Consider the following 16,840-nt stretch of genomic DNA (forward strand, 5'->3'; position numbering starts at 1 on the left):
ATTCGCGTCGGTACCGCGAACTAGACTCGTGTGTCATTTTTGTAGGGGAGAATTTGGTACAGGCGGCCCAAGAAGTCAAATCGAAATTTGACCTAAGTCAAACTCTCTTGAAGAGCTGAATCAGGAAGATCAGGACGAGGGCGCCGACCAAGGCAGTGACGAGGGATCCGATCGTCCCGCCCGCGGAAACGCCCAAGGTGCGAAAGAGAAAGCCGCCCACGAGGGCGCCGACGATCCCGACGACGACGTTGCCGACCGCGCCGAAGCCGCGGCCGCGCATGATGAGGCCGGCGAGCCAGCCGGCGACAAGTCCGATGAGGATGAACCAGAACCAGTGCATGGGGACTCCTTACGGATCAATCTTCCAACTCACCACCGCGGCGCCTTCCTTCGCGCCCGAGATCTCCGCCTCGGCGCTTTGCAGAAAACATAAGGCCTCTTTGCCCTCGCGACAATAGTAAAAGGTGCCTTGCAGCAGGTAGCGGCCACCCGCTTGCAAGGCCGGCAGGGAGAGCTGCTTGGCCAAGAGCTCCGCGCGCGGATAGGCGCGCAGCAAGTTCGCCCCCTCCGGCTTGAGCTCGAAGAGCCGCAGGGCGCTGGGCGCCTCGGCGTTGAGCTTCCAGCCCTCGGGCAATTGCAGGGACCAGGGTATCGGGATCCCCGCAGCCAAGGCGAGCCGCTCGCGGGTCTTGAGATTGGGGAGCTTCTCGGCGGGCCGGGCGGAGGGAGCCGCCGAGGGCAGGCGCAGCTCCAGCGTCGAGACCGTCTTCGTCGCCGGATCCAGGACACGGATCGCGTGGTTATTGGTGTCGGCAACGTAGAATTTCTCGCCGACGCGGATGATCGCGTTGGGCTCGTTGAAGCGCGCCTGCTCGAAGGGACCGTCCTCGCGGCCGCGCGTCCCGTTTCCAGCCACCGTGGACAAAAGGCCGGTGCCGGGGTCGTAGCGACGGATCGCGTGGTTGTAGCTGTCGGCGATGTAGACACCCGAGGCCTCGGCCCAGACGCCCAGCGGGTGCTGCAGCCGCGCCACGCCCTGCTTGCCGTCTTTAAATCCGAAGTCGAAGAGGCCGGTGCCGATCAGGGTGCGGACCTTCGCCAGGAGCACCTTGTAGTCCGGCACGTAGGCAAGCTCGCGCAGCGAGCTGGTCTCGGAGTCGATAAAGTAGAGCTTACCGCCGAAGGCGCTCAGGCCGCTGGGCTGGGAGAGGGAATTGTCGGGATAGGCGCCGTCGTCGATGGACTCGCGGCCGTTGCCGGCGAGGACCGACAGGGTTTGCATCGCGAGGTCGTAGCTCCAGAGCTGGTGGACGCCGGCCATGGCGATGGCGATAGTGCTATTGTCCGGATAGAAGGCGAGATCCCAGGGGCTGGATAAGGGCGTCTGCAGCGCAGGCCAACGCTGGAGGGGCCGTTCGCGCTTGTCTCCTGTTAAGGGGGGAGCGGTCCCTACGGCTTGGGCGCCGGTACCGGCGATCGTGCTTACTTTTCCGGCCTCCAAATCCACGACGCGCAGCAGGTGATTTTCAGTGTCCGCTACGTAGAGCTTCTTACCCGCATACAACAAACCCTGCGGCCCGCGAAACCTTGCCTCCGCGAAGCTTCCGTCGCGCATTCCCGCCTCGCCGTCCTTGCCGATCTCCGTCACCACCGTGCCGTCCGGCTGCAGGCCCAAGATGCGATGCCGGTTGGAGTCGGAGACGAAGACCCGGTCCAAGTCGGGCGCGTAGGCCAGTTTGCCGGGAAAGCCGAGCAAGGCGGGCGGCGCCTTCTCCTTTTCCAGGGCCATCGGCAAGGGGTCGCTACGGAACTTCCCCGCATAGTCTTTCTTCAGCCGCAGGATGTCCTCGCGGAGCTCTCGATAGTGGCCTTCTCCGCTGTAGACGCGGTCCACCTCTCCTTCGGGATTGATGAGGAGGAAGGTCGGCCAGGCGCGGGTGCCGAAGGCGTTCCAGATCTTGAACTCCGCGTCGTTCACCACGGGGTGCTCGATCTCGTAGCGCAGCACGGCGGCGCGGATGTTTTCCAGGTCGCGCTCGTTGTCGAACTTGCCCGAGTGGACGCCGATCACCGTCAGGTCGCGGCCGAACTCCTTCTCCAGCCGGTGCAGGTCGGGCATGACGTGCAGGCAGTTGATGCAGCAGTAGGTCCAGAAGTCGACGAGCAGGATGCGCCCGGCGAGGTCCTCGGGCTTCAGGGGGCGGGAGGTGTTGAGCCATTGCGTCTCCCTAGTCAGGGCCTGGTGGGCGGCAGATACCTGCCAGGCCTGTTTTGGAGCAGGCCTAGAGTTGGGGGGCGAGCAGGCGGTGGAAGCCAGCCCTAAAGTCAGGGTGAACAGTAACCCTATATTTTTAAAACGCATTTTGGTTGCTCCGTCTTAATCTCTCTTAATCTCTCCAATCATTTACTTTCTTGGGATGGATTTCGATGCCTCTCTCCGCAAAAAGTATCCAGGCCACGCGGAATACCCGTTTCATATTCCATAATTTAGAATATTTTATTTTAATTTGTACGTATAAATTTTAGATATATTTCAAATATATAATAAAAAACAAAATAATTTCAATAACTTGGATTGATGCTTTCTTCTGGCCTCATGCTTGCATTTCCCATTCTTGAGGCCCTTGGCCCAAGGAGGAATCGATGTGGTTTTCATCCCCATCGCCTGGCACCGGATCGTCCGGCGGCCCCTCCTATTAAATAATAGATACCTAAACCGCCGGGATCGGCCCCTAAGCGGTTCTCAATCCACGGTATGAGGGTTAAAATGTCCTTCGACGCTTGACCCTCGGGAAACGGAGCAAAACATGAATTCCGATCCGATTTCGAAAAAACAGGTCTACACCGATCGCTACGGCGAGGTCCCCGCCCAAAACCAGCCCCAAGGCGACTACGAAGGTTTCGACGTCAACGGCGTCCAAGGCCGCCAACATCCCGACTCGATCAACCCCGAGGCCTACGTCGACATGGCCGCCGGCGAGTTGGGCGGGGGCGTGGAGGACGCGGACCTTTTTTCCGGGATGAGCGAGGAGGAGTACGTCGCCCACTATCGCAACAACGTCGCTCCGGGCAACCGCCGGGAAGCGGAGGCGCTGATGGCGGAGATGGGGGAACGCGGCGAGGCCGTCTTCGATCCGCGCAAGGCGGTCTCCCGGCTCAAGGCCGAGCTGAACAAGTCCGAAAACGCCTTGTTCCTCGACGAGGACGCCAAGGAGCATTTCACGGGCAAGATCCGCGAGCTCGAGCGCCTCGTCGGCAAGCCGGGAACGGACCTCGGGGAGCTGCAAGACCGCATCGAAGGCTTGCAAGAGGAATTGATGGGCGCGATCGAGGAAGGCCGCGGCACCCGCCAGGAAAAGATCTCGACGATGAAGGGCATGACCGAGGACCTGCTCAAGGACGTGGAGAAATCGCGGATTCCCGAGGAGAGGAAGTCCGCGCTCGAAACGAGACTTGAAGCGCTGAAGTCCGACCTAAAAAAGCCGGACGTGGACGTCGAAGCGGCGCGAGAAGAGCTGGAGGCCATTCAAAAGGATTTCCGGAAGGAAAAGAAGATCGACGAGATCAAGGACAAGCTGGAAACCCTGCCCTCGAAGATCCCGGGCGAAGGACACCACAAGGAGGAATCCGCCATCCTGGCCAGCAAGATCGCCCAGGCCGTGCGCACGGACAACTGGGACGAAGTCCGCAATTTCTTGACTTACTACCGAACCAACGACCTAAACAAGCCGAACAACTTCATCCCTCAGGTGATCGGCACCATCTTCATGGATCTAGCGAGCTCTGACGAGGCCAAGCTTGATGAGATCTTGTCGGTCTTCCCGGCCGAGATCCGGACCCTCATGGCCGACGTCGCTCCGGGCGACGACCCCAACAGCACAGAGCATCTCAACGAACCAACCAAGTATAGGTATTACGGCCGTCCGAACGCCACCGCCGAGCGCCTGCGCGCAAGCCGCATCGAGGAGACCGGCGAGCGTCTCGGCGAGGTCGAAGAATCCGCATTGTCGCGGGACTAAGGCGCCGTCCAGTCCGCCTCGACCACCTCCACCGGCAATCGATACAAGCGAAAGGCCTCGTCTTTCTTGACGCCCGCCTTCGCCTTGGCAAAGGCCAGCAAATACCTTTGGGTCCGCGCCTCCCCTGGCAGCACCACGGCCTCCTTGGCGCCCGACTTCAGCAAGATCGCGTCCCGCGCCGGGGAAACCGAGCCCCAGCGCTCGATCGGGGCCGGGGCCCCCGTCGCGCTGAGGTAGATTTTCATCCCCGCCAACTCCTCGCGGTGGATGGGCCGATGCCGGGGATCCCGAAAAAACGCCAACTGCAAATTGGCGGAGATCTCTTCCGCCAGGCTGCCCTTCTTCGGCGCGAGGCTGCCCATACAACCGCGCACCTCTTCCCCGCGCTTGGCGGTGACGAAGACTCCCATCGGCCCGAGAAACACACTATCCAAACCTTCCGGCATTGCCACAGCCTCGCCGAAGGCGCGCCGGACGGCGACGTCGATGACCGCTGCCAATTGGGCTCGCAGTTGGGGCGAGGATCGAATCGCGCGAAGGCGCGAAAGCGGGTCTTCTTGGCCGAGGCAGGGCGCCGAGGAAAGGAGCAGGAAAATCCCCGAAAAAACTCCTACCAGATATTGAAAAAACAAGCTTCGCATCGTCTTCCGCAATAGGACCGGTTTTCTATCCATCTCAAAGTTCCAGTCAATTTATCTAAAGACTGTTGAAAATATCATCTCGATTAACTTGCCTGAAAAACCCGGGCTCGGTGCACGGCAGACGAATAATCCCAGCCCTGTAAAGAAGAGGCTATCATAGACGCGAAATCAGGGTGGCGGGAAGGGTATTCCTGGAGGGGGCGGGGGCGCCCTGATCTCCCCACAAAAACTCGGCAGGGCAATGAGCACCGAAGCCGAGGGATGCCCTCTTGAAAAGCCTCGTGAGGCCCTTCCCCTTGACGCCTTGGTGCCAAGGGACTCGCGCGGCAGGGGGCGATCCCGCGCAGGGATCGCCCCCGTTTTTTCAAGAGGGCATCCCTCGGCTTCGGGGCGCGGCGGCGACGTGCAAAGCCGGCGCGCAAGTTCTACGGAAAACCGAAAAAAGATGCCGGCGCTTATCTTAAAGCCTCCGGAGATTTGGCGTATAGAAGTTCGAAATTAACCTTAGGGGAGACGGCGAAGTTGGGCACCCGGGAAGTAATGACGAAGGATCTCGTCGAAGCGAGACCCGGAGAGGGCCATGCCACGCGCGCCCCATTGGCAGAGACCGACGCCGTGCCCCAATCCGCGGCCGTGAAAGACCGCGACGCCCTCCTCCACCGTAACGTCGAACCAATTGCTCTTCACCTGGTTCCACCCCAAGGCCTTCCCGACGCGGGAGAGAAACTCCATCGTCGCGATCTCCCCCGAGCGCGGCCCCGGAAGCCGCATAGAAAAGACGCGTCCGCCCGGCTCGCGATCGCCGGCGGCGAGGCCGTGGAGCGGGATACTCGCCCGCAGCCGATCGTCCACGGCCAAGGCGGCGGAGATCTTCTCCAGCGGAATGCGGCCGGACCAAACCGAATGCGGTGACGCGGCGCAATAGTCTCGATCGTCCACGCCTTGCAAATAGGGCAAGGGCCTCCCGCCGAAGACCCGTTGATTGGCGCTGGTATGCCCGCCGCAGGTGGAGTGAAAGAGCCCCTCGATCGGCTTGCCGCCGTGACTCATCACCAGCGAGCGAGTGGCGCGCAGGGCCTCGTCGCGGATACCGGATTCGGCCGCGAGTCCGCCGTAGGTCTGACAATGCGTGAGGTCGCAGAAGTCGAAACCCTCCGCCGCGTGCCGCCCGCGGTGGGCCAGCGCGTAGGAGCGGATCAGGACCGCCTGGGCCTTTTGGGCCTCCATGGGGAAATCCTCCGACATCTCGCCGGCAAGCACACGCCGGACATAAGCTTCCAAAGGCAAACTTTCGACAAAGCCGAGCCGCCCGTCCCTGGCCTCGACTCGCAGCTCGCCACCGAAGCGCCCAAACAAAACCTTCCCGTCGGTCACCGAGATCCGACCCGCGGTCGAGCGCACGCGCAGTTTTCGAAAAGGGACGTTTCCTCCCACCGCTACTCCGTTCCCGACGGCCCACAAGGCCACGGAATCTCGGGGAGCCTCCAAGAAACGCGATTCACCCTGGATCCCCTCTCCCCATACCTGCAGCCCGGCACCCTGCAAGACGACAGAGGTCAATCCATACCTGGAAAGAACACCCACCTTGACCTCGAGTTCGGCGGCGAAGAGACGGAACCCGCAAAGGTTGAGGGCCAAGCACAAGAGCCCCCAGACGCACAGGCGCCCGGCCAAGGCCAAGGCAACTTGAATATGAAGCCGGGACGCGTTCATTTTTTCTTGAGGAATTGCCGAAGGCGTTCGATGTCGACTTTATCCTGCAAGCGATCGGTGCTTTTGGTTCGGATCAAGGTCTCCACGTCGACATAAGGCACGCGCACCCCGTCGATGACGACCTTCAACGCGGTCGGCGCCGCATCTTCGTAACGAACGCGGCCTCCTCCTTGGGTCAGAAGGTCGACGCGAGGCGTGTCGCCGACGATGGTAAAGGGTTTCCGAGCGACTTCCTCCGCGTCCAATTCGCGGGCGATCCCCCAGGTCAACCCACCCAAGGCGTCCAGTATCTTCTTGGTATTGGCGACGTCCCTAGGGATCAGCAGGTCGATATCCTTAGTGCCCCGGATCAAGCCGTGGAGATTGCAAGCCCAGCCGCCGATCAAGAGGTATTTCGCGCGCTTGCGGTTGAGCAAGCGGCAGACGTCGAGGAGCTTGACCCGGTCAGACGAGCCAAGGGTTGTTTTGTTTTTTTCTCCAGGCCTCATAAGCGCGGAAAGAGTCGAAGGACTTGACGAAAGGGCGATAACGAGCCTGAGGCACCAGGCGCTCCCCCAAAGCGACGATCTCTTCGGCGAGCTCCAAGCGCTGCCTTACCGACAAATGCGTCCCGTTCGCCGGGTCATCCTCCGGTTGGACCTTCCAAACATCGGAGGCTCTTTTGGATTTTTTTGCCTTGGCACGCCTCATGAGATTTTCCTAAACAAAAAAAATCTATCACATAGTTCAAGGAAACACCTTAAATTCTTTCGCCGTCCGGAAGATCGCCTCCGCCAGCTCCGCAGCCTCGTCGAAGCCGTGTGCCTCGGTGAGAAAGACCAGCAGCGCCCAGCGTGGCCGGGCCGGCGGATAGGCGCCGAGGAACCAGCCGTTGGTCTTGTAGGCCGTGCGCAGGGCGTCGCCGGTGCCGGTCTTACCGAGGATCTCCAGATCCAGGATCCCCACCCGCTTGGCGGTCCCCTCGCGCACCGCGCGACGCAGGCCCTGGCGGATGGGCGCGAAATCCGGGCGGTCCAGCTTGTCCAGATAGCGCAGCCAAAAGGCCTTCACCTCCTCCGGCGTCGCCGCGAAGGCCGGCAGGTCGCCGATCGCGAGGTCGGCCACATCCTTGGCTTGCTCGGGCGCCTCGGGAAGCCGGGCGGCGCCCGAGAATCCCTCCGTCGCCAAGGCCTGCCGCAGGGCCGGATAGCCCAGCTGCATCCCCAGCCAAGAAAAATAGAGGTTGCAGGACTGCCCGAGGGCCTTGGCCAGGTCCATCTCGCCGTGGCCCTTTCGAGTCCAACAGTACCGTCGCCTCCCGCCGAGGCGGTCACGGCCCGTGCAGCGATAATGCCACTCCCGGCCGGAGCGCAGGGCCAGCTCGGCGGTCAGGAGCTTGAGGATGGATCCGGGGAGGAAGGGCTGGTGCAATAATGCCGGATTACCGAAGGTCTCGGTCTCGCCGCTCTCGCGGTCGATCCAGAGGACGAGGCCGTCCCGGCGCTTGAGGGCGCGCCGCGCCTCGCGTCGGACCTCTTGGACAAAGAGGGCATTGTCGGAAACGTCCGGTTCGGCGCGAAGCGCCGGCGCGGCGACCAGGGTGAAAAACAGGAAAATCCAGAAAGGACGGCTCACGCCTCTTTCTCTTGGGGCGGCCGCGAGGTCTCGCCGCGCGGGATGAGGAAGGCGAGGACCAGGAAGAGCACGACCGCGATCACGCCCAAAATCTCGAGGCGGGCGACGCGGCTTAAGTTGGAGAGCTTGGCGAAGAGCGGCAGGCCCAGCGTCGCGCCGGCCATCCCCAGGTAGGACAGCAGCCCCATCCCGTAGGTGCCGGTGAAAAGGATGCCGAGCAGAAAACTCGCCGTCACCAGGCCCAAGAGGAAACCTGCCATGGGCCTCACGTGGACGAAGACGCCCAGGGCCAGCGGCAGGACGAGGCCCAGCAGGACCAGCGCCAGCGCGGGATGACAGAAGCGGTCACGCTGCGAGACCCAGTAGAGCGCGGGCAGGAAGACGCCGGCGAAGAGGGCGACATAAGTATAGGGATGCGTGATGACGACGCCCAAAGCGGCGTAGTTGCTCTGCAAGAGGTAGTACTGGATCGCCGCCCGCCCCACGGCCAGAAGCGAGGCGAAGAACAGGGCCCGCTCCCAAATCTCCGCTTCGGCGCTCTCACGGCCCAGCCACTTGCCGCCCGGCAGGCAGCTGTTGAGCAGGGCCAAGCCGTAGACCAGGCCCGCCCAGACGCCGCCCAGGCGCAGCGCGATTACCAGGCCGCCGGCCAGGAAGGCCGCGGCCAGCAAGGCGCTCAGGCTCTGCGGGTAGCGACAGCTCAGCAGAGCGAAGACGATCCAGGCCACCGCCGCGCCGACGGGATAGGCCAGCGCGGTCTGCCAGTCGAGGTTGAAGGCGTAGCGCGCCAGGGCGTAGGCCACCGCGCCGTGGACCGCTGCGAAGATCAATGCCACGACCAGCTTGCCGGCGGAGCCGCCCTCGCCCTTCCCGCCCGCCATCGAGAAACCGGCGCCGATCGCCAGCCCCAGCAGGGCCAGGGCGGCGGCCAAGAGATAGGCGGAGTGCAGGACCGTGATCGATTTGGAAAAATACAGGGCCGCGGCCAAGTTCACCGCGTAGGCCCCGGCGAGCGCGAAGGAATTTTTAGAGAGGGCGTTCGACATCGTTCTTCTCCTTGCCCCATATCTCGATGCGCAGCTGCTGCTGCGCGAGGCTCGAGACGATCTTGACGGGGTATGGATGGGGATTGCGGAATTTCAAATCGGCGTAGCCGTAGACCACCGTGGCGTCCTCGCCGCGGGGGACCGAGGCGACCGGGCCGGTGTGCGGGACGCGCTCGACGATCTCGAGGCCGGCGCGCCGCGCGGCCTGGTAGAGCGTGGAGGCCACCTGGCAGACGCCGCCGCCGGGGGTCTGAATTAGGCTCGCCTCGGCGAAACCGCGCTCGGACAGGAAACCGCGGACCTCGGTGTAGGGCCCCGCCGCGTCGTTGAGCGAGAAGACCTCGCCGGGCAGGAGGATTTTTCCCGAAAAGGCTTGGCTCGCCTGTTGAATATTGCGCTTCTGGGCGAAGCTGCGCGCGGAGAGATCCGTCACGTAGGCCGCCATCCGCGCGCGGAAGGGCCGCTGCGCGTAGAGCAGGCCCGCCGTCCCGAATGCCGCCATACAGGCCGAGGCCAAGGCGAGGTTTTTCCATCTGCTGCGCATCGCAATCCTATTCCACCTCGAGCACCGCGCTTGCGCCCGAGCCGCGGGTCTCGGGCTCGTACATCTCGTAGGCGGTGGTCGGCATCGCGCCGAAGCGGCCGGTCAGCTCGGGCCGCAGCGCGTAGTTGAAAATATTCGTCCCCTTGTTCAGGTAGTTCGCGAAGAAGGCGATCTTCTCGTCGCGGCGCTCGAAGTCGGCGTAGTAGGCCGCGTTGGGATCGAAGCGGATCCCGTCGAGCATCTCGAAGCCCGCGGGGAAGGGGTCCTCAAGGATGAGGTAGCTCAAGTCCTGGCCCGACTCGACGGTGAGCCGTACGCCGACGGTCGCGCCCTTCTTCACCTTGCCCTTCAAGGGCGAGGCCTTGAAGAGCCGCGCCCCGCCGTTGTTCGCCCCCTGGTCTTCGAGGATGAAGTACTCGCGCTTCACGCGGATGCCCTTGTCGACGGGGGCCAGGCTCTCCTCCTGGCTGAAGGTCGCCAGGTCGCTTTGGTAGTAGAGGGGCGTCGTCAGCAAATTGCCGATGCCCAGCTGGTTGTCGCCGGTCTTGAGGGCCGGACTGACGACGTTGCGGACGAAGTGGGGCGAGGCCACGGCGATCTTCTCCAGCTCCTGCCCGTTCAGCGCCAAGGTCGCGTTGACGCCGGTCTTCACGCCGGGGAGGCCCTTGGCGTAGTCGGCCAAGGCGTAGAGCACCGTCGCGGTCGCGCGGGTCTGGTGCCACATGCCGCCCTGGCGCTGAGTCAAGAGCCAGCGCACCATCGAGTCGCGGAGGTTTTGGTTTTCGCCCCCGGCGGCGATCAGGGCCTGAAGCACCCAGGCGGTTAGCTCGGGATCGCGCCAGTAGTTCTCGTGGCCGAAGGTTTTCGTCTTGGTGTCGCCGTCGGAGTAGTAACAGAGGGCGTTCGCGCAGATCGCGGCGCGCTCGAGGTCGGCGACCCACTCCATCGCCGCCTCGCGCTTACCCTGGTTGATGAGGGTCATCACCAACAGGGCGCGGGAGAGCTTGGTCTTGATGCCCTCGGCCTTCGGGATCGGCGGGTTGCTTTTGATGCCGGCCAGCGAGGCCACGTAGTGCAGGTAGTAGAGCGTCGCCTCGGGCCCCAGCATATAAGTCTTGGTCAGCGTCCCTTGCTTGAGCAGGTTTTGCAGGGCCTCCTTGCCCTTGGTGATGGCGTCGGGCGGGACCTTCTGCCCCAGCTGCTCGGCGCGGATCAGGCCGTAGAGGGCGTAGGCGGTCATGAAGGGATCGGTCTCGTCGTCCTTCCACCAGCCCCAGCCCCCGTCCGCGTGCTGGTAGCGCAGGATGCGCTTGAGGCCCTTGGCGATGACGCGCGGGAGCTTCTTTTCGAGCATGGGATCGCTGAGCCCCAGGGAGCTGTAAAGGTTGGACACCGTGATCGCGGGAAGCAGGCGGCTCATCGTCTGCTCGACGCAGCCGTAGGGATAGTCGACCAGGTAGCCCAGCGGGCCCAGCAGCTGGGCGACGAAGCTGGTGTCGAGGGTCACCTTGAGCTTGCTGCGCTTGGGGTCGTTTTGCGGCGGGACGATGAGCTTCACCTGGGCCTGACCCGCCGCGGGGATTTCGCCCTGCGCGTATTGGTGGTCTTCGGTGCCGTGCGGCAGGACGGGAATCTTCAGCTCGACGCCGTCGGAGACCTGGTCGTTCTTCGCCAGGAGCTGGACCTTGGCGCTGCCCGCGACCTTGGGCAGGACGGTGAAGTCGAAGCTCGCCACGCCCTTAGGCTGAATGGTGATGCTGGTCGGCTCGCCGTCCTTCGGGTTGGCGAAATCGATGCCCTCGACGCCGAGGCTGACCCGCAGGGTCTGGGCCTTGTCGGTGTAATTATTGAGGATGGCCTTCAGCTTGACCTGGTCGCGCTCGGTGAAGAAGCGCGGCGTGGCGATGCGCGCGATCAATTCCTTCGAGGCGATCACCTTGTTGATCTGCTGCCCCACCTCGGTCGCCGGGCTGTGCGCCACGACGGTCGCCCGCCAGGTGGTCAGGTTGTCGGGCAGGGTGAAGGTGGCGCCGATGCTGCCGTCGGCCGCGGTTTGGATGGCGGGCAGCCAGAAGGCGGTGTCCTTGAAGTTGCGACGCAGGAGGTTGCGGTCTTCCTTCTCGATGCCGCCGGTGTAGTAGCCGGAGAAGGAATAGTTGGTGGAAACCCGATTGGTGCGCGGACCCCAGAAGAAATTTTTGATGTCCGTCGAATCGGCACGCAGGGCGTAGATGCTCTCGTCGACCACGCCCAGCGAGATCTCGGCGGGCACCGGCTTACCCTGCATGTCCTTGGTCACGACCGTATAGGTGATGTTGCCGGCGGGGCGGTAGGTCTGGGCGTCAGGCTTGATCTCGACGTCGAGGTAGTGCTCTTTGGGCGAGATCGCCAGCTCGGCGCTGCCTTCGTAGTATTCTTTCTTACCGATCGTCGTCGCGCTGACGAAGACATTCGGCTCCCACTCGGCCTTCAGCGGAATCTGGACCTCTTTGGAAAAGCCGTCGAGGGTCACGACTTGGTACTGATAGATGCGCATGCCCTCGACCGAGAGCAGGATGCGGCCGTTTTTATTGGGCCCGACCAGGAAGATCTTGGCGGTCTCGCCCGCCTCGTATTTCTTCTTGTCGGTGACGATCTTCAGCTCTTTTTGCAGGCCGAAATCCTCGCTGTCCTGCGCCGAGCCGCTCACCCAGACGAAGTCGTCGAAGCGCACCTTGCGCCCGCCCGAATCCTTGCCGCTCATCACGATGCGGTAGTAGCCGCCGCGGCTGAATTCGAGCTTGAGATCCGTCATGCCGTTGGCGCCCGTCTCGCCTTTGAGGGTACTTTCCTTCTTGTAATCGTAGCTGGAGGCGACGGGGTCCCAGACCTCGCGCTCGAGGCGGACCTCGAAGGAGCGGGAGACCGGCTTGCCTTCGTAGTCGCGGGTCGCGACAATGAGCGGGTAGGGCTTCTTGGGCAGGGCGAGGAACTCGGTGCGCTCGGCGCGGAAATAGAAGTCGCCCGCGGTGGCCACCGCGCTGTTCTCGGTGGTGACCTGGCGGTTGGTGATGTCGGTCGCGGTGACGCGCAGGGTGTAGCGCTGGTCCTGGTCGGAGGCCGCGGTCGGGACCTCGACGCTCAAGTGGCCCTGGCGGTCGGTCTTGCCCTTCCCTTCGCTGACGAACTCGCCGTAGCCGCCGTAGTACTCGCCCTCGCCCCAGACGTCGGGCAGGAAGTCCTCGCCGGGGGCGCTGTAATAGTAGGCGCTCTTGTAGACCGTATAGCCCACCTCGGCCTCGACCGGCGCGCCGAAGTAGTACTGCACGTCGATCAGGAACTGGATCTTGTCGCCGTTGAAATAGCGCGGCTTGTCGGGCCGGATCTCGACCTTGAACTCGGGCTTGCGGTACTCGTCGACCTCGAAGTCCTTCGAGAACTCCTGCCCTCCGACCTCCGCCTTGATTCGGTAGAAGCCCAGATCGGCCTCCTCGCCCAGGTCGAAGTCGCCCCAGAAGGAACCCATCGCGTTGCGCTGCTTGTCGTCTTCCCAGAGGATATTACCCTTGGGGTCTTCCACGCTCACGTGCACCGGGCCGGCGGGAGGGGTGGAATAATTGCCGTCGCGGTCCTGCCAGCGGGCAATGCCCTTGAAGTAGACCTTCTGCCCGGGGCGATACAGGGGACGCTCGGTGTAAAGGAAGGTCTGGAATTGGGTGCCGGCGGGCTGAGCCGCGGCGCCCTCCTCGCCCTCCCCTTCGCCTTCTCCCTCGCCGCCCTCCATCGCCCCCTCGTCGAAGCCGCCCGGGACGACGGCATAGGCGTAGGAACCTCCCTGGACCGCCAGCGCGAAGAGGTAGGCCGAACCCACCCCGGCGACGTCGAACTCGGCCACGCCCTCGGCGTTGGTCTGGGCGCGGCGCTGCGCGCCCCCATCCTCGAAGAGCGTCACCTCGACGCCCGCCGCGGACGCCGGGTTGCTCATCGTCGAGGCGAAGACCAGGACCTTGGCGGAGTCGCGCTTGGTGATGAAACCCAGGTCGGTGCGGTTGATCAGCAGGCTGTTCGTGAAGACCTGGCTGCGATCGAGGCTGGCGGCCGTCGAGCGGATTAGGAAGAGGCCCGACCCATCGATGGGCCCCTTCACCTTGCGGTCGAACTCGGGGATGTCCTCCTCGGGGATCTTCTCGTCCCACTCCTTCACCAGGGAGGCCTCGGCCCACTGCTTGGGATCGGCCTCTCGGTTCTCGAGCTCCTCGAACTTCTTGCCCGAGGCCAGGAACTTGGCGAGGTCGATCCGGTAGGCCTCGAAATGGATGTTACCCACCTTGGCGCCGGAAACGGAGAAGACGATCTTCTCGTCGGGCAGCTTGGTGTTGTTCCAGACGCTGACGGAGAGGTTGGGCGTCAGCTCCTTGAGGGTGACGTTCCCCAAGTCGACGGCCTCGCCCTCGGTGATCTTGTAATTTTGGAGGTAGGCGCCCTGGTAGCCGCGGCGGCTGGCGGTGACGTAATAACTGCCGATGGGGAGCTGGTCGAAGCGAAAGAATCCCTCCGCGTCGCTGCGCGCCTTGCGGGCGACGGGATAGTCGTCGAGACTGACCTGGGCGCCGGCAATGGGCCGCCCGTCCTCGCCGACGATCCGGCCTTGCAAGCTGCCGGTGGGCCTTTCGAGGATCAGGATGACGGCGGCGAATACGAATAGGCCCGCCACGAAGAGCAGGCCGGTCAGTCGCTTCATTTATTTTTCCGTAGCATCTTTTCGACTTCTTCGAGGTGCTCAGTCTCTTGGCGGACAAAATCGCGAGCCATTTCTTCCAAAGCGATGTCCTCCCCGGAGAGCTTGACCAATTGGATATAGTCTTCGAGGGCGTTTTGTTCGAATGCGAGGCTTTCTTTCAGGATATCGTCGATATTGTGCGACTTGGTCTCGGGGACCGGGGCGCTCTCGAGCGAGGGATGCCCGCCTAGGGCGGTGATCTTCTCGCCGATCTGAACGGCGTGAATCATGCCCTCGTTGGCCTTGTCGCGGAACCACTTTTGGATGGGGATGCGGTTATGGCCCATGATCATGAAGGAGTAATGGAGGTAGCGGTGAATTCCGGACATCTCTTTTTGGAAGATGCGGTTGAGACAGTCCATGATCTTCTTGTTGGAGCCGGAATCGGGCTTGGGCATTGCAGCGTCCTCCTGGGGTTTTTCGACGGCGCCCCCGGATGGGGGATAAGGGTGTAAAATCATGACTTCGAATCGCCGTTTAGGCAAGAAAAAAGGCAGGGGGGATGACCCCCTGCCCTTCTCGCCTCCCTGGAAGAGCTCGCTTAGATGCTGAGGCGCTTCCTTACCAGGAACCCCGCTCCGAAGAGCAAGGTACCGATTAGAGAAAGTCCGGACGCGCCTTGGCTGGAGGCGGTCAGGGAGCAGCCCCCGCCCTCCTCGACGGCGCCCCCGTCGTCGTTTCCGCCCGCGTCTTCTCCGCAGGCGGGATCCGGGTCGTTCTCGCAGCCCGGATTCTCGTCCTGATCCAAGATACCGTCGCCGTCGGTGTCGGTGTCGCCGCCTCCGCCCGGGGACTCGCCGCAGGCAGGGTCGGGATCGGTCGCGCAGCCGGGGTTTTCTTCTCCGTCCGGGATACCGTCGTTGTCGTCGTCGGCGTCGCAGGCGTCGCCGGCACCGTCACCGTCGGTGTCTTCCTGACCCGGGTTGGACACGCCCGGGCAATTGTCGTCGGAGTCCCCGGTGCCGTCGCCGTCACCGTCGGTTTCGCAGACGCTGGGCTCGCCGGAGCAGACGAAGCCGCCCTCGACGGTGCAGGTGTCCGAGCAGCCGTCGCCCGTAGCCAGGCCGCCGTCGTCGCAGGCCTCGCCGCTCAAGACCAGGCCGTCGCCGCAGAGTGGGCCGCAGACGCTGGGCTCGCCGGAGCAATCGAAGCCGGGCTCGACCTCGCAGGCGGAGGAACAACCGTCGCCGCCGGAGGTGTTGCCGTCGTCGCACAGCTCTTGGGCTTGAACGTCGCCGTCGCCGCAGGTGACGCCGCCGGTCGGCACGCAGACGCTGGGGGATCCGGAGCAGCTGAAGCCCGGCTCGACCGTGCAGGTGGAAGAGCAGCCGTCGGAGTTGTTGGCGTTCATGTCGTCGCAGGCCTCGGCCCCGGCCACCACGCCGTCGCCGCAGACCGCCGCCGCTTCCAGGGTGCAGGTCGAGGAGCAGCCGTCGCCGTTGGCGGTGCCACCGTCGTCGCACTCTTCCGCGCCCCCCTGGCCGATTTCAATGATGTTGTTGCCGCAGACCGCGCCGGGCGTCTCGTCGGCGCAAGAATTGGAGCAGCCGTCGCCGTCCGTCGTGTTGCCGTCGTCGCAGGACTCGGGCGGGACATCGATATTGCCGTCGCCGCAGGCGAAGCCGGCCGGGGCCGCGGTGTTCTTGGTGCAATTGTTCTTGCAGAGATCCTGCGAGAAGTTATTGCCGTCGTCGCATTCCTCGTCGCCTTCCTTCAGGCCGTTGCCGCAGGTGTCGGCTTCGAGTTGGCAACCGGCGTCGCAACCGTCGCCCGGATCCGTGTTGCCGTCCTCGCAGGCCTCGCCGGTCTCCATGATGCCGTTGCCGCAGACCGCACCGGCCACCTCATCGACGCAGGTGCTGGAGCAACCGTCGCCGTCGCGGGTGACGCAGACGTTGTCGCCGATGCCGGCGCAAGTCGCGTCACTGACGCAGGGGGTGCCGTCGCTGCAATGCCGCCCGTCGTCGCAGCCCTCGTTGGCCTGCTGGACGTGAGGCGCGAAAAACTGCGCATCGGCGATCCCGTTGGCCGCGGTGTCGCTGTCGGCCGTCTTGAGGACGCGGTCGCCGCAGAAATTGAGCTTGCAGTCCGACTTGCAGCCGTCATGGTCGTTGCTGTTGTAGTCCTCGCATTGCTCGTTGGCGCCGTCTTGGTCGCCGTCGTTGCAGGTGAATGAAAAGGAATCCGCCTTGGCTACCTGGACATAACCCAAGGCAATAGTCCAAACGATCGAAGCCGCCAGGGCGAAAAGCCCCCGGCTCCGCTTGCTCTCCTTCATGTTTTTCTCCTTACCCGTTCCGCTCGCGCCTCGTGGAACCTAAGGCGCGGGCGGATCGATAAATGTTCAGAATTTACCCGTAGTCGCGATGTGTACGATTTCCCCGGCGTAAACAAGGGAAATGCCGCAGGACCGCCTTGCCAGGATTCCGTCGGCCGAACACCGACGGAACTGTCTTTTTAACTATTTGAAAATATTACGTATTTTTTAAAATTTCACGAAACGG

General features: G+C 63.3%; 12 protein-coding genes. 1 reads left to right on the forward strand and 11 read right to left on the reverse strand.

Going from position 1 to position 16,840, the window contains the following annotated elements:
* Positions 1–97: 97 nt before the first annotated feature.
* Positions 98–340, reverse strand: coding sequence for a GlsB/YeaQ/YmgE family stress response membrane protein (locus FBR05_04705; GenBank protein MDL1871485.1), 243 nt, complete (start codon positions 338–340; stop codon positions 98–100).
* A 9-nt stretch (positions 341–349) separates the two neighbouring features.
* Complete coding sequence (locus FBR05_04710) at positions 350–2,362, reverse strand: redoxin domain-containing protein (protein ID MDL1871486.1); 2,013 nt, start codon at positions 2,360–2,362, stop codon at positions 350–352.
* A 445-nt stretch (positions 2,363–2,807) separates the two neighbouring features.
* Here FBR05_04710 and FBR05_04715 point away from each other — a divergent pair, with 445 nt between their 5' ends.
* Positions 2,808–4,019, forward strand: a complete 1,212-nt coding sequence (locus FBR05_04715) for a hypothetical protein (GenBank protein ID MDL1871487.1) — start codon at positions 2,808–2,810, stop codon at positions 4,017–4,019.
* Here the strand turns inward: FBR05_04715 and FBR05_04720 are convergent.
* The 9 genes from FBR05_04720 to FBR05_04760 form a co-directional block, all read right to left on the reverse strand.
* Entirely contained in the window at positions 4,016–4,693 is a 678-nt protein-coding gene (locus FBR05_04720; GenBank protein ID MDL1871488.1) for an AMMECR1 domain-containing protein, read from the reverse strand. The genes FBR05_04715 and FBR05_04720 overlap by 4 nt on opposite strands.
* Positions 4,694–5,164: 471 nt before the next feature.
* Positions 5,165–6,373 (reverse strand): SpoIID/LytB domain-containing protein, encoded by a 1,209-nt coding sequence (locus tag FBR05_04725; GenBank protein MDL1871489.1) that lies wholly within the window; start codon positions 6,371–6,373, stop codon positions 5,165–5,167.
* Positions 6,370–6,861 carry a hypothetical protein gene (locus tag FBR05_04730; protein MDL1871490.1) on the reverse strand — a complete coding sequence of 164 codons (492 nt, stop codon included), beginning with the start codon at positions 6,859–6,861 and terminating at the stop codon, positions 6,370–6,372. The genes FBR05_04725 and FBR05_04730 overlap by 4 nt, the downstream gene beginning before the upstream one ends.
* Positions 6,862–7,099: 238 nt before the next feature.
* Complete coding sequence (locus tag FBR05_04735) at positions 7,100–7,987, reverse strand: hypothetical protein (GenBank protein MDL1871491.1); 888 nt, start codon at positions 7,985–7,987, stop codon at positions 7,100–7,102.
* A complete protein-coding gene (locus tag FBR05_04740; protein MDL1871492.1) occupies positions 7,984–9,033 on the reverse strand; it encodes a hypothetical protein in 1,050 nt (349 codons plus the stop codon). The genes FBR05_04735 and FBR05_04740 overlap by 4 nt, the downstream gene beginning before the upstream one ends.
* Positions 9,014–9,577, reverse strand: coding sequence for a vanomycin resistance protein VanB (locus FBR05_04745; protein ID MDL1871493.1), 564 nt, complete (start codon positions 9,575–9,577; stop codon positions 9,014–9,016). The genes FBR05_04740 and FBR05_04745 overlap by 20 nt, the downstream gene beginning before the upstream one ends.
* A gap of 7 nt (positions 9,578–9,584) precedes the next feature.
* The gene (locus FBR05_04750; protein MDL1871494.1) at positions 9,585–14,297 is read right to left on the reverse strand and encodes a hypothetical protein; all 4,713 of its coding nucleotides are present in this window, start codon (positions 14,295–14,297) and stop codon (positions 9,585–9,587) included.
* A complete protein-coding gene (locus FBR05_04755; GenBank protein MDL1871495.1) occupies positions 14,294–14,734 on the reverse strand; it encodes a bacterioferritin in 441 nt (146 codons plus the stop codon). The genes FBR05_04750 and FBR05_04755 overlap by 4 nt, the downstream gene beginning before the upstream one ends.
* A 143-nt stretch (positions 14,735–14,877) precedes the next feature.
* Complete coding sequence (locus tag FBR05_04760) at positions 14,878–16,614, reverse strand: DUF4215 domain-containing protein (protein MDL1871496.1); 1,737 nt, start codon at positions 16,612–16,614, stop codon at positions 14,878–14,880.
* Positions 16,615–16,840 lie beyond the last annotated feature (226 nt).

This window comes from Deltaproteobacteria bacterium PRO3 (assembly GCA_030263375.1).
In the GTDB taxonomy this organism is placed as follows: Bacteria; UBA10199; UBA10199; order DSSB01; family DSSB01; genus DSSB01.